Genomic DNA, 13,070 nt, shown 5'->3' with positions numbered 1-13,070 from the left:
AGGAGGATTTTATATGGAATTACCCATTGTCACCCTTAAAAAGGGTGAAGGCCGCATGTTAAAGGCAGGCGGGCTTTGGATTTATGATAACGAAATTGCGCAAACCGATGAGGGTATTGTCAACGGTCAGTTGGTATCCATCTTGGATTTTGACGGCTACCCTTTGGGCACAGGCTTTTACAACAATCACTCTAAGATAACAATTCGGATGATGACACGAGATAAAAATACCGTAATTGATGAGGATTTTCTTCGTCGCCGTGTGGAAGCCGCTTGGGCTTACCGCAAAAAAACCGTAGACACCTCCTCCTGTCGTCTTATTTTCGGCGAGGCAGATTTTTTACCAGGTCTAATTGTTGATAAATTCTCTGATGTGTTGGTGGTACAATCTCTGGCCTTAGGCATCGACAAAATGAAGACTGATATTCTGAACTTTTTGGTTGAAACATTAGAAAAGGACGGCGTATCCATTCGTGGTATTTTCGAAAGAAGCGATGCAAAGGTTCGTCAACAGGAAGGCATGGAACGGGTAAAAGGTTTCCTAAGCCAGCCCTTTGATACAAAAGTAGAAATCATTGAGAACGGTGTAAAATACATGGTTGATGTAGAAGATGGACAAAAAACAGGCTTTTTTCTCGACCAAAAATATAATCGTGCCGCCATTCACAAGCTTTGCCAAGGCGCCGACGTTTTAGACTGCTTCACCCATACAGGTTCCTTTGCCCTAAACGCAGGCATTGCAGGAGCAAAAAGGGTTTTGGGCATTGATGCCTCTCAGCTTGCCGTAGACCAAGCTACAGAAAACGCCAAGTTGAACGGCTTGGAAAACGTGGTTCATTTTCAATGCGAAGATGTTTTTGAACTGCTTCCTCGTTTAGAAAAAGAAGGTCAGAAATTTGACGTCATTATTCTTGACCCTCCCGCTTTTACAAAATCCAGAAACTCCATCAAAAATGCAATCAAGGGCTACCGTGAGATTAATTTACGGGCAATGAAATTGGTAAAAGACGGCGGATTTTTAGCCACCTGCTCCTGCTCACATTTCATGACCCCCGAATTATTCACACAAACCATAGGACAAGCCGCAAAAAATGTGCATAAACGCTTGCGACAAGTGGAGTATCGTACCCAATCTCCCGACCATCCCATCCTTTGGGCTGCCGATGAGTCCTATTACCTAAAGTTTTATATCTTCCAGGTGTGCCAAAACCCCTGATTTTTCTCGAAACACGAGAACAGGCAATGATTATAGCCCATACCGCTGTAATCATTGCCTGTTCTTTTTTTTGAGGGGAGGTATATCTATGTCTATATTTGAAAAGCCGGTAAGGCTTGTTGGCGATTTCATATACATAGGATACCAAATCTTTTTGAAGAAACAATGGACAAAAACCGTCATTTCCTTTAAGAATTGCCGAATAGAATCTTAACGGAACAAGTTAGAACTTTAGGCTACAATCATGACATCAAAAAAGACCTATATTGCAGGAATTCTTCCTGCAACATAGGCTCTTCATTTATCCAATTATTCAGCTTAAAAGAGCAATGCCCTTTTCCAAACGGCGAAGGGTTTCTTCCTTACCCAAAATATCAGCCAATTCGATAGCACCGCCGGGGGAAGTAGGCTCACCTGATAAAGCCGTTCTTACAGGCCACAGTAACTGACCATTTTTAATTCCCATCTCACCAACCAATGCAATCAATCTGTCATGGATTGTTGTTTCACTCCACTCCGTCAACTCCTTCAAAACAGGAATAGCAGCCTGCAAGCTGGTTAGCGCAATGGCATCATCGGTTTTCATTTTCTTATGGGTATACAGCTCCGTTCCATAGGTAGGCAATTCCTTAAAAAAGGCCACCAAAGCAGGAATATCGTTCAAGGTTTCCAAACGTTTTTGCAAAAGTACGGCTATTTTCTTGCCATCCAACTGCGTTTCCCCCAAAGCTTCCCTAAGCTTTGGCTCGGCCAGGGCATAGAATTTTTCAAACTCCATAGCCTTCATATATTCGCTGTTCATCCATGTCAACTTTTTGATATCAAAAATTGCGGGGGATTTGCTTAAGCCTGCAATATCAAATTTTTCCTCAAGCTCCTGCAATGTGAAAATTTCAGTATTATCAGAAGGGCTCCAGCCTAACAAAGCAATGTAATTTACGATTGCCTCAACCAAGTACCCCTCTCTCACCAGGTCCTCAAAGGATTTATCCCCATGACGCTTAGAAAGCTTATGGTGTGCATCCCTCATAACAGCAGGCAAATGCACATAAACCGGTGCATCCCAGCCAAAGGCTTGATACAGCAGATTGTACTTCGGTGTGGAAGATAAATACTCACTGCCTCTTACCACATGGGTAATTTTCATCAAATGGTCATCCACCACGTTTGCAAAGTTATAGGTAGGGAATCCATCTGCTTTCATCAGAATTTGGTCGTCCAACTCTTTATTTTCCACAGTGATTTCGCCATATACCATGTCATGAAAGGTAGTTGTCCCCTCTTCAGGCATTTTTTGACGGATGACAAAGGGTTCGCCTGCATCCAGCTTCCCCTGCACTTCTTCCTTGGTCAAATGGAAACAATGACGGTCATACTTGGCAAACGCCGCACCTTCCCCATTGTTTTCCTTCAAAGCCTCCAAACGCTCCTTGGTACAGAAGCAATAATATGCCTCTCCCTTTTCCACCAATTCCTTGGCATAATCCATATACATGCCCATACGTTCACTCTGTATATAAGGACCAAATGCACCGCCAACATCAGGACCTTCATCATGATGTAAACCTGTCATTTTCAATGTATTATATATAATATCTGTGGCGCCTTCCACCAAACGTCCCTGGTCTGTATCTTCAATACGCAGAATGAATTTTCCTCCTTGAGACTTTGCAATCAAATATTCATATAACGCCGTACGCAAATTGCCAATATGCATATATCCCGTAGGACTGGGCGCAAACCTTGTTCTGATTTCCATTTTTAATACTTCCTTTCACATATTAATCCTGCAAGCTTTTATAACTCATTCTAGTTTATACGCAAACCTGTCCGCTGTAAAGCCCTTTTTCCAGAGGGTTTGGTGCCATTCTTTGAAATTTTCTAACGTTCGTTTTTTGGTTTCCGTCCGTCGTTCTTTAAATCATATCCGCATGTTATCCAGTTGTTATCCAAATAATTGAAAAGCCCCATTACAATGCAAAACTTTTGCACGCAATGGAGCCTTTTTATCCTTTGTATATTCTTCGTAAAATGGTTTCATGCCCCTAGGATGTATTGCAGCCTATTAAGGGCTCTTTCGTTAAAGTAAATCAAATGCTTGCAGTAGTATCTTGCTCTGCTGTATAATTTTTATTCATGATTTTTACCATAAACAGAATGAAGCAAAGAGCTGCAAAAATAATACCAGCAGGATAGGAGATAGCTGCGCTTAGTTTAAATCCTTCCGGTGCCATTAAAATATAGGTACAGCTTACCGCTGACATAAATGTTGCGGGAATGACTGCAACCCAAGGCAAAATTTTATTCTTACGTAAATATGCCGCTGCTGCCCAAAGAGCAATCATAGCCAAAGTTTGGTTACTCCAAGAGAAATATCTCCAGATAATTGTGATGTCCACCTGAGAAAGCAATGCACCAATTACTAACAATGGAATGGTAACCCCAAGTCTGGGTTTGATTTTTTTCTGGTCAATTTTAAACCAGTCAGCAATAACCAATCGAGCACTTCTAAAAGCGGTATCGCCGGAAGAAATAGGACAAGCAATAACGCCAACCATTGCAATCACTGCCCCAATGGGACCAAGAAGGGTATTACAAATTTCATAAACAACACCACCCTGTCCGCCAAGTCTTGTAATTGCCTCTGCCAAGCCGCCTGTACTTTGGTAAAATGCAACGCCTGCTGCTGCCCAAATCAGGGCAATGACACCTTCACAAACCATCGCGCCGTAGAAAATTTTTCTGCCGTCTTTTTCGCTCTTCATGCAACGTGCCATCAGAGGGGACTGGGTTGCATGGAAACCAGAAATAGCACCACAAGCAACGGTAATAAACATGAAGGGCCAAATTGCCTGTCCCTTTGGATGAAGGTTGCTAAATGTAATTTCAGGGATGGTATAGCCTTGCATTACAATTCCACTGGCTACGCCAAGAGCCATAACAATCAAACAAATACCAAAGATAGGATATATTTTACCAATCAATTTATCAATAGGTACTAAAGTAGCCAAGAAATAATACGCAATTACTACAATCAACCAGAATTTTGCATCAAATGTTTCCGGAGTCAGCATTGCCAAAAGAGCAGAGGGGCCTGTTGCAAAAACAGTACCAACCAACACCAGCAATACAACAGAGAAAATACGCATTACGGTTTTCATAAAAGGTCCAAGATAAATGCCAACAATTTCAGAAATGCTAGTACCTTTATGACGCATGGAAATCATACCTGAAAGATAATCATGCACACCGCCTGCAAAAATAGTACCGAAGGTGATCCATAAAAATACTGATGGACCCCACAAAGCACCTGCAATTGCACCATAAATAGGGCCTAACCCCGCAATATTTAACAGCTGAATTAAAAAAATCTTACCATTGCCCATTACCACGTAGTCTGTTCCATCTGCCATAGCTACAGCAGGTGTTTCTCTGTCGTCAGGCTTGAAGGTTCTTTCAATGAAAGCACCATATACTACATAACCTACGATAAGAATTGCAAGACATACGAAGAAACTAATCATAACTATCCCTTCCTTTCATTTTTAGAAATATGTAATTTATAAGTTCTACCGCCCATAGGGAGCAGTACTTATGCCATCCGTTTTCCGCAGACAGCACAAATGGCATATCCCATAAAAAATCTGTTCCTAAGCTTGATAAAGTTGATTTCTGAAATACCATCCAAAAAACAGCGGCTAAAATCTTTATTGTTCCGTTCAAGATTTATTATCAAAATCAAGCAATAAAAATTTATTATTTGAATAATTCAAAAAGTTTATCTATTGAGAATACTTACAAATCCCAACACCACCGCAATATCTTAACTTTGTCTATAGCCTGTCACACATTTCTTGTGAAATATGATTCTAAGGAAAGAATATCTCATTTTCACGCTTTTGTACTGCTTTTTGTTGTCACTGGTTAATATTCAAGCATAAAAAGCAGAATTTGCTGTGCAAAATGCATTTCATTTTAATGTAATTTTAACGTTTATTTAAAATCTAGTATAAAAAATACAGTATTTTCAAAATTTCTTACACCTTTTCCGTGGGTGAAATAATAGAAAACTATCCTGTTTGTTTCAATCAGTCCCGCTTATTTTGTTTATTTCTTCTCAAACAATGGAAAGCCACAGCATTCAATTTTACCTTTTTCACGCCAGTAAAAAAAGAGCTTTCTTTCTTTTTTAAATGAAAGCTCTTTTTTCTATGCCATATATGTCTTTTTATGATTTCAAAATAAAGGTTAAATTACAGCGAGCCCCTAAAGTTCTGCTCCGGCCTTTTCCACAGTTACATACTAAAAAGTTGTTTCAACTCCTTTATCTGGTTTCTACCTACCGTTAAAATTTCCTTTTCATAACCCTGCATTTTCACACAAGTGGTATTATTAAACCATGGATAAATTTCAATAACATACTCCAAATTAATCAAATAGCTTTTATGAATACGGAAAAAACCGCTCTCCTTCAGCCGTTCCTCAAAGGAATTCATGGAGCAAGATGCTGTATAAGACTTCCCTTTTGCGTGAACTATACATGCCCGCTTACCCGTTTCGATATAGACAATATCTGAGATATCCAATAAAATCATTTTTTTATCGCTGTTGATGGAAACCTTCGAAATAGGTTTTTTTTCGTCCTCCCTAGCAAGTGCCTTTCCACTGCTTTCTTGCCCTCGCTTTTTTAAAAAACGTTGTATCGTTTGCTCAATTCTCTTGGGATCAAAGGGCTTGAGAATATAGTTCAATGCATCAATATCAAAGGCCTTCTCCGCATAACTGTTATATGCAGTGGCAAACACAATTTCAACCTGAGGCTGGGCTTTTTTCGCCATGGCAGCCAAAGTGGTACCATCCATATCACCCAAATTAATGTCCATAAAAATCAAGTCGAAATCTTCTTTCAAAAATAACTCCATAGCCTCAGCGCCGGAGCTGGCCTCCATAATTTCTCCTTCTCCCAGACAGTCTAAAATCAAATGACGAAGCTCACTTCTGGACGGCCTTTCGTCATCCACGATTGCTATTTTCATCTACTTCCACCCCCTTATCCATTGGGATTTTAATGGTAACTTCCGACCCTTCTGACGAAGCTTGAATTTCCAAGCCATAATCCTGTCCATAGATGCTGCGCAGTCTTTTATCCACATTGGAAAGCCCAACCTTTGAACTATCCAAGGTATCGTTATGCAATGCATCAATAATTTCTTGGGGGATACCATATCCGGAATCCTTAACTGCAATTGTTACCATTTGCTCTGTTTGCCGTGCTTGAATGGAGACCTTTCCAGCGCTTCTCTTCATCGCACCATGCTTCACAGCATTTTCCACAATAGGCTGTAAGATAAAACTTGGCACCCGACAGTGCAAATCCATGGGCACATCAATGTCTAGTATCAATCTATCCTCAAACCTTGCTTTTTCCAATTGCAAATAGGCGTCTACATGAGAAAATTCATCATAAATATCAATCATATATTGATTCGTATTTAAAGTATTTCTGAAATAAGTGCTTAGGACAATTAATAATTCCCTTGCCTTTTCCGGCTTCTCACGACAAAATGCAGTAATGGTATTTAAAGCATTAAACAAAAAATGGGGATTAATTTGAGATTGCAACGCTCTAAACTCTGCCTTTTGCAACAACTCTCGTTGTTTTTGCGCCTCAGCCAATTCCAATTGGGTAGAAAAAAGCTTTGCCAAACCATCAACGAAATCCTTGTCCGTTTGTATTGATATTTTAAATTTCTTTGTAAAAACCAAAATTGCCCCTACTACATATCCTTTACTATGCAAAGGCGCACCCACAATGGTGAAATTCTTCAAATGCTCATAAAAAATATCTCCCTCGTCTGCCCCTTCGGCAACCATTACTCGGTCCTTGCCAATGACCAATTGGGCAATTTGTGGCAGGTGTCTCCCTCCCACGCTTTCCCCCAATGCAGCAACATCACATTGATAGCTGAGAATTTTTTCCGTATCCGTTATAACCACACCGCCATCCTTGGAGTTTTCCAGAATCATTTTGGTGACCTTATCCATATTTTCCTTGTTATACATCCCTTTTCGCAAAAAGGGCAGGCACTGCTCCGAAATATCGAAAGCCAGTTTAATTCTTTTGGCAGACTCATTATCCTGCTCTATGAAAATGGAATTGAAAACAGAAATGAAAATAACCATGCCCAAGGAATTAAATAATATCATTGGAACAGCAATGATTTGTACCGTCTCCACTGCCGCAGGATAAGGTTTTGCCACCAGTAAAATAATTATCATCTGTAATACTTCTGCTAAGGCGGAAATCAAAAAAATATCAACTTTTTTCCATTCATTGCGCTTTAGGTATTTTGATGCCAAAACACCAATAACACCCTCTGTGAAAGTGGAAATAGCACATGCTACAGAAGTAAAGCCTCCCACATCAAAAAAATACCGATGCAATCCGCCGATGATTGCCGCTCCCATTCCAACAATTGGACCGCCGATAATTCCACCAGACATCACTCCGATGACGCGGGTATTTACAATGGCACCATTTACATCCGTTCCCGTGTAGGTAGACAACACACTAATCAATCCAAAAATTACCGCCAAAGCAACATTGGATTTGATATCTGTTTTATAAGAAAACATAAATTGTTTGATGAAGGTTGTCTTTGTCAAAAGTTGGGCAATAATAACCAACATAGACAAATTCAGTATTAAATTTTTCAGAATATCCAATGTCATATACTTCCCCCATTTATTACAATTCACTTTATTATTTAGGATACTACAACCCACCAAAACGGTCAACATATGGGATTTTGTTTTTCTTATTATCTCACAAGGATTCCGAAAAATCCCCCTTACTACTTTTTTCGCACCTTATGTTTTTATATGTTACACCTTCTAATAAAATGGGAACTCCTATCTTCGAACTTTTTTTGTCAGTCGCCACACACAATGGAATTCATTGCTATTTTTGTTTGCGCATGCTATACTATTTCAAATCAAAATGTATCTTAAACAGCCCTTACATGCATGGTTACGGCTATCCCACATAAAATTTTTCACCTGCTTGACAGTTTACAATGATGATATGCAATTCCCTAAAACAGAAAGAAGGTGTTCCCTAAATGGAACTGAACCAAAACAATATTCGTAAAATAAGAGGTCTGATTGTTTTTGCCATTCTAATTCTAATTGGCCTTTACCGCTTTGACATCGTGATAGGTTCTGTCAGCTTTATTCTGCATATCCTACTGCCCTTATTCTTGGGTTGCGCCATTGCTTTCATTTTGAGCGTCCCCATGGATCGGATTCAAAAAATGCTGTTTACCAAACCCTTGCTGTCGGCGAAAGGAAAGAAAAAACAACGTTTGGAGAAAATGGCTCATCCCGTCAGCCTGATTCTGGCTATCATTTTTGTGCTGGCACTGTTGTTTATTGTGACTGCTCTGGTTTTGCCCCAGCTGGCAACCACCGCAACGGATTTGGCACGCTCCTTGCCGGAAAGAATTCCCAACCTGGAAGCAAAACTTGAAAATTTCTTTTCCGCAAACCCCGAAGCCTTATCTTATCTGTCAACCATTGAGATTGATTGGCAAAAACTGGCCACCGGCATAGCTGACTTTTTCAAGTCAGGCATTGGCAACATCTTAGACTCCACCTTCGTCGTTGCCAAGGGTATTCTAAGTGCCTTTACCTCCTTTTTCATTGGTTTCGTTTTCGCTTGCTATATCTTGCTGCAAAAGGAAACTTTGGGCAGACAAATCCGAAAGCTTCTTTTTGCCTTTTTACCACAGAAGTATGCACAAAAGACAATTGAAATCTGTGCTTTGACTCACAAAATTTTCGCAAGCTTCCTTGCCGGTCAGTGCCTTGAGGCGGTTATTTTAGGCTCTATGTTCTTCGTGGCAATGTCTATAATGCGTCTGCCTTATGCATTATTGATCGGCGTATTTATTGCTTTTACAGCCTTAATCCCTATTTTCGGGGCTTTTATCGGGCTATTATTGGGTACATTTCTGATTTTAACAGTGAGTCCTGCTCAAGCGCTTATCTTTGTTATCCTGTTTTTTATTCTGCAACAGGTTGAAGGCAACCTGATTTATCCCAATGTTGTAGGAGGCTCTGTCGGTTTGCCCTCTATATGGGTTCTTGCGGCAGTAACCATCGGCGGAAGCTTATTCGGAATCATTGGTATGCTTATATTTATACCAATTGTTTCCGTTCTTTATACACTCCTTCGAGAAACAACCAATCATCGCCTAAAAGAAAAAAAATTGAAGGTGGAATAAGGAGCTAATGGATCTCAAGCGCATCTGAACACGGACGGTTAAAGCCATTTTCTTAAAGGACATAAAAGGAGTGCCGATAAATCGGCACTCCTTTTATGATTTCCCTTTTTCCAACGTACTCAAGTATTGACAGATTCCCTGATAATAGGCTTGTGCAGCCTTTGCACAACCTTCTTCTGTACCAAAATCCTTTACATCCTGCTCATTGGTAACAAAGCATTGCTCCACCAAAACTGCGGGACAAGTCATATTTTTTAGCATTCCAAAGGTATCATAGTCATAAACCTGCGTATCAGTAGAATCAATCAGCAGCTTGGAAGTATTTCCTGTCTCGTCAGGTACATAATATCCAAACCGAACGCCATCCGGCCCTCTAAGCCTTGCCCCTGCCACTTTCATTTCCATTGCTATGTATTGGGCAAATGCCAGACTTCTCTCATAGTTCTTTTTTCCCGGAGGCGATGGATAACATTCAAATCCATAGGCTGATGCATCTTCCCCTGAATTGGCATGAATAGAAAGAACCAAATCCGGCTTTGCCCTTTGAAAAAGCTTGTTTCTATCAGTAACAGTTTTATCCTCGCCGTCTTTTCGAGAAAGAACCACGCGGAAACGCCCATCTGCCTCCAATAGTTCTGCCAGCTTGGCAGTGGTTTTCTCTGTCAGCGCAACCTCTTCGATGATACCCACCGCTCCGGTATCAACACCACCATGACCGGCATCAAGGCCAATAATATAAGGCTTGCTAAAGTGAAAATAAATCTCGAATCCGGCATATCCCACTGCAAAAAGGAAGATAAGTAAGATTAGCTTTATGGGCAATCCGCCTTTTCGGCGTCTGCGCCGCTTTTTCTTTATTCTCTGCGGCTCATATTCCCGCCAATTTTTTCCTTTCATACTCTGTCCTCCTAATTTCAAGGGATACTTCAACACTGTCCCTATCCCTGCAATTCTTGGTCAGACTTTTTATAGAACAACCCTATGCTCTCCTTATAGTGGCTTTTTCAATGCCTTTTATTTTAAATATTCATATCAAGGAAAACGCTAAAGATCTTTGAAGTTAGACCTAATGTTTAAATTGTAAATGTCTCATTTTCTTTAGAGATTTGTATTATTTTATCCCCATAAGGTTTTTCTTTTAGCATTCGGCAAACCTCAAACTTTCCCCAAAAATGCATAGGAAATACAGCGTCTGCATCAACCTCCTGCATAAAGTAATCCGTTGCCCAATAGTACTTATCCTGTAGTCGCAAATCCGCAGGAATAAATGCCACCTGAAATTTTCTACCTTTTATTCGTAAGATTTCATCTTGATAGCTTTTAGCAATTTCATTATTAAATTCCTGGCTCTCGCCATTCCAATGCCACCAGTTCAAATCTCCTCCGTGGTAAATTGCTTTTCCATCCTCCAGCACAGCAAAGGCCACACCCTCATCATTGGATAATAAGGTTTCAATGGTAAGCCCATGGAATTGATAGGTTTCGTGGGGCTTCACATACAAAACCTCCCCACAAAAGGCAGTGTCCAGTGTTACATCATGAGAGATGACATAGGATGCCTCATCCGTCCAATCAAGTATCCTTGTGTCAAAATGGTCACTATGATTGTGGGATACAAAGAAAATAATGTCCTTGCCCTTATAGGATTTGGGGTCAAAAAAATCAAAAAGCTTCCCCTGAGAATAATAGTCAAATACCAATACTTTGTTTTCCGTTTCCACTAAAAAACCGCTATGATTAAAATAAGTTACTTTCATAAGACCTCCTGATTATACGAATAAAGTGAGAAATAACTTGGATTCATCCGTAAATATCTATGAACTTTCTGATTCTAAAATTTCCGAGAAGACTGACTTAACCGTTACACAATCAATTAATCAGAATTACTGATTTTACCATATAATTGTACCACATTTTTCTTTAATTTCTACCCTTATAAAAAAGACTTAAGAATTTCTCAAGTCTTTTGACGAAAATGCGGTTATTTAGAGATATTTAGCAATAAAAATGAACCGATAAAAATTGTAAATTTCTAGTAGAAGACTCTTTTGACCCTAATCTTCCACCATTCCTTTTTTCAAGGAAAACTCCCCATGTGACAGTAATTGTTCGGAGACAGAGGTATCATAAAGCCAGTTTCTTAGCTCATCTTCCTTCAATATCAAGGGCATACGATGGTGCACCTCTGCAATTTCTCCCCTGCTATGGGTGGTTAATACCACGACTTCTGTTCTCCCCCCCTGTTTACGAAATAAGGCGGCAAAATAAAGCAGGCCTTTGCCAGCCTGGGAAAAACTAAAACAATGATGCTCATGATCCCATTCAAAAAAGCTATGAGCAGGCACGATACACCTATTTCTTCCAAAACAGGACTGAAAAAGCCCCTTTGACAAAACCGTTTCCTGCCTTGCATTATAGATCAGCTTGCCTTGATTAGTCTGAAACCCCCAATGACCTAAGGAAGCTGTGGTTTTGCCAAACTCTGAGGCCTGAAGATAAGGAATTTCATCGGTGGGACGAGCAATCTGGGGGATTATTTTCTCCGGCGATTTTCTCCGGATCTCCCCCATAATTTTTTGCACTATCTTACTGCCGTCTTCTTGATTCCATAAAAACAGCCTACACATGCTCCACCTGTCGCATTTCACCCGTTCCAGGATTCATCACAAAGCCGTAAACTTCTACGCCTTCATGAATCAAAGGATGGGTCTTGATAATTTCTACCGTTTTTTCCACCGCATGACAAACATCCCCAAAACCAGTCAGCCATTCAGCGGGGTTGCGATGATTTCTCTCCGCCTCATCCAGCGACTCTTGGGTAATTCCCTTTGCCTTCATTTTCTCAACAATCTTTGCACCATCTAAAATGCGACCGCCGCAATCATCATGGCCAATCACCAAAACTGTGTCAACCCCCAATTCATATATGGCAACAAGCAAGCTGAAAATTACACTTCCGTAAGGATGACTGATTTGCGCACCGGCATTTTTAATCATTTTAACATCGCCGTTTTTTAGACCCAAGGCAGCAGGCAAGAGCTCTGTCATTCTGGTATCCATGCAGGATAAAATAGCTATTTTTCGGTCAGGATATTTAGACGTAGCATATTTTGAATATAACTCGCTCTCAACAAACACCCGATTATATTCTAATATTTTTCTCATTTGGTCGTTCATTGTTTATCCTCCTCCTTTCTATTCCTCTGTTTCTCATCCCGCTTCATAATGGCATAAATCAATATAAACCATGAAACAATCAACCCCAGCGCAACGGGAATTATATGCTTTACTAAGATATCCCCGGAAAAAAAATGAATCCATAAAAAAAGCCCTAATGAAACAATAATAAAATATACCCCTAATATCATTTTCATATGTTCCTTCATATTTTACGCCTCTTTTCTGCTCAAAGCTCTTTTTTATGCAGAAAGAACCCTAGTTCTTTCTTTATGGCCAAAAATTTTTGTTTTTAGTAAAATAATTTTTTGCGTGGTCTTGATAGAAAGTTTTATTTTAAATTGAATTTATAATAACATAATAATTAGTATTCAGTAAAGCTAATTGTTTAT

11 protein-coding genes are annotated in these 13,070 nt (G+C 39.9%); 2 read left to right on the top strand and 9 right to left on the bottom strand.

The window, feature by feature from the left end:
* Positions 1 to 13 precede the first annotated feature (13 nt).
* The gene (locus CPRO_RS00835) at positions 14 to 1,216 is read left to right on the top strand and encodes a class I SAM-dependent rRNA methyltransferase (RefSeq protein WP_066046772.1); all 1,203 of its coding nucleotides are present in this window, start codon (positions 14 to 16) and stop codon (positions 1,214 to 1,216) included.
* A gap of 313 nt (positions 1,217 to 1,529) precedes the next feature.
* Here the strand turns inward: CPRO_RS00835 and gltX are convergent, their stop codons facing one another.
* From gltX to CPRO_RS00815, 4 genes are all read right to left on the bottom strand, one after another.
* Positions 1,530 to 2,975 (bottom strand): glutamate--tRNA ligase, encoded by a 1,446-nt coding sequence (gene gltX, locus CPRO_RS00830; protein WP_066046770.1) that lies wholly within the window; start codon positions 2,973 to 2,975, stop codon positions 1,530 to 1,532.
* A 331-nt stretch (positions 2,976 to 3,306) separates the two neighbouring features.
* Positions 3,307 to 4,740, bottom strand: a complete 1,434-nt coding sequence (locus CPRO_RS00825; RefSeq protein ID WP_066046768.1) for a carbon starvation CstA family protein — start codon at positions 4,738 to 4,740, stop codon at positions 3,307 to 3,309.
* A 771-nt stretch (positions 4,741 to 5,511) separates the two neighbouring features.
* Entirely contained in the window at positions 5,512 to 6,252 is a 741-nt protein-coding gene (locus CPRO_RS00820; protein WP_066046766.1) for a LytR/AlgR family response regulator transcription factor, read from the bottom strand.
* Positions 6,230 to 7,948 carry a LytS/YhcK type 5TM receptor domain-containing protein gene (locus CPRO_RS00815; RefSeq protein ID WP_066046764.1) on the bottom strand — a complete coding sequence of 573 codons (1,719 nt, stop codon included), beginning with the start codon at positions 7,946 to 7,948 and terminating at the stop codon, positions 6,230 to 6,232. The genes CPRO_RS00820 and CPRO_RS00815 overlap by 23 nt, the downstream gene beginning before the upstream one ends.
* A 389-nt stretch (positions 7,949 to 8,337) precedes the next feature.
* On the opposite strand from CPRO_RS00815, the gene CPRO_RS00810 reads away from it, so the two are divergent.
* Positions 8,338 to 9,501 carry an AI-2E family transporter gene (locus tag CPRO_RS00810; RefSeq protein ID WP_066046762.1) on the top strand — a complete coding sequence of 388 codons (1,164 nt, stop codon included), beginning with the start codon at positions 8,338 to 8,340 and terminating at the stop codon, positions 9,499 to 9,501.
* Between the two features lie 93 nt (positions 9,502 to 9,594).
* Here the strand turns inward: CPRO_RS00810 and CPRO_RS00805 are convergent, their stop codons facing one another.
* From CPRO_RS00805 to CPRO_RS00785, 5 genes are all read right to left on the bottom strand, one after another.
* Positions 9,595 to 10,398: an N-acetylmuramoyl-L-alanine amidase family protein gene (locus CPRO_RS00805; protein WP_066046760.1), complete on the bottom strand. Its 804-nt coding sequence runs from the start codon at positions 10,396 to 10,398 to the stop codon at positions 9,595 to 9,597.
* A gap of 176 nt (positions 10,399 to 10,574) precedes the next feature.
* The gene (locus CPRO_RS00800; protein WP_066046758.1) at positions 10,575 to 11,258 is read right to left on the bottom strand and encodes an MBL fold metallo-hydrolase; all 684 of its coding nucleotides are present in this window, start codon (positions 11,256 to 11,258) and stop codon (positions 10,575 to 10,577) included.
* A 297-nt stretch (positions 11,259 to 11,555) separates the two neighbouring features.
* Entirely contained in the window at positions 11,556 to 12,128 is a 573-nt protein-coding gene (locus CPRO_RS00795; protein ID WP_066046756.1) for an SOS response-associated peptidase family protein, read from the bottom strand.
* Complete coding sequence (locus CPRO_RS00790; RefSeq protein ID WP_236782365.1) at positions 12,121 to 12,678, bottom strand: beta-class carbonic anhydrase; 558 nt, start codon at positions 12,676 to 12,678, stop codon at positions 12,121 to 12,123. The genes CPRO_RS00795 and CPRO_RS00790 overlap by 8 nt, the downstream gene beginning before the upstream one ends.
* Entirely contained in the window at positions 12,675 to 12,887 is a 213-nt protein-coding gene (locus CPRO_RS00785; RefSeq protein ID WP_066046754.1) for a hypothetical protein, read from the bottom strand. Before CPRO_RS00785 ends, CPRO_RS00790 begins: the two co-directional genes overlap by 4 nt.
* Positions 12,888 to 13,070: the final 183 nt, after the last annotated feature.

The sequence above is a fragment of the Anaerotignum propionicum DSM 1682 genome, assembly GCF_001561955.1.
GTDB lineage: Bacteria > Bacillota > Clostridia > Lachnospirales > Anaerotignaceae > Chakrabartyella > Chakrabartyella propionicum.
This window is presented reverse-complemented; position numbering and strand designations above follow the sequence as displayed.

Coding starts and splice junctions, on each gene's coding strand:
- CPRO_RS00835 (WP_066046772.1), top strand. CDS start 14: ATGGAATTACCCATTGTCACCCTTAAAAAGGGTGAAGGCCGCATGTTA.
- gltX (WP_066046770.1), bottom strand. CDS start 2,975: ATGGAAATCAGAACAAGGTTTGCGCCCAGTCCTACGGGATATATGCAT.
- CPRO_RS00825 (WP_066046768.1), bottom strand. CDS start 4,740: ATGATTAGTTTCTTCGTATGTCTTGCAATTCTTATCGTAGGTTATGTA.
- CPRO_RS00820 (WP_066046766.1), bottom strand. CDS start 6,252: ATGAAAATAGCAATCGTGGATGACGAAAGGCCGTCCAGAAGTGAGCTT.
- CPRO_RS00815 (WP_066046764.1), bottom strand. CDS start 7,948: ATGACATTGGATATTCTGAAAAATTTAATACTGAATTTGTCTATGTTG.
- CPRO_RS00810 (WP_066046762.1), top strand. CDS start 8,338: ATGGAACTGAACCAAAACAATATTCGTAAAATAAGAGGTCTGATTGTT.
- CPRO_RS00805 (WP_066046760.1), bottom strand. CDS start 10,398: ATGAAAGGAAAAAATTGGCGGGAATATGAGCCGCAGAGAATAAAGAAA.
- CPRO_RS00800 (WP_066046758.1), bottom strand. CDS start 11,258: ATGAAAGTAACTTATTTTAATCATAGCGGTTTTTTAGTGGAAACGGAA.
- CPRO_RS00795 (WP_066046756.1), bottom strand. CDS start 12,128: ATGTGTAGGCTGTTTTTATGGAATCAAGAAGACGGCAGTAAGATAGTG.
- CPRO_RS00790 (WP_236782365.1), bottom strand. CDS start 12,678: ATGAACGACCAAATGAGAAAAATATTAGAATATAATCGGGTGTTTGTT.
- CPRO_RS00785 (WP_066046754.1), bottom strand. CDS start 12,887: ATGAAGGAACATATGAAAATGATATTAGGGGTATATTTTATTATTGTT.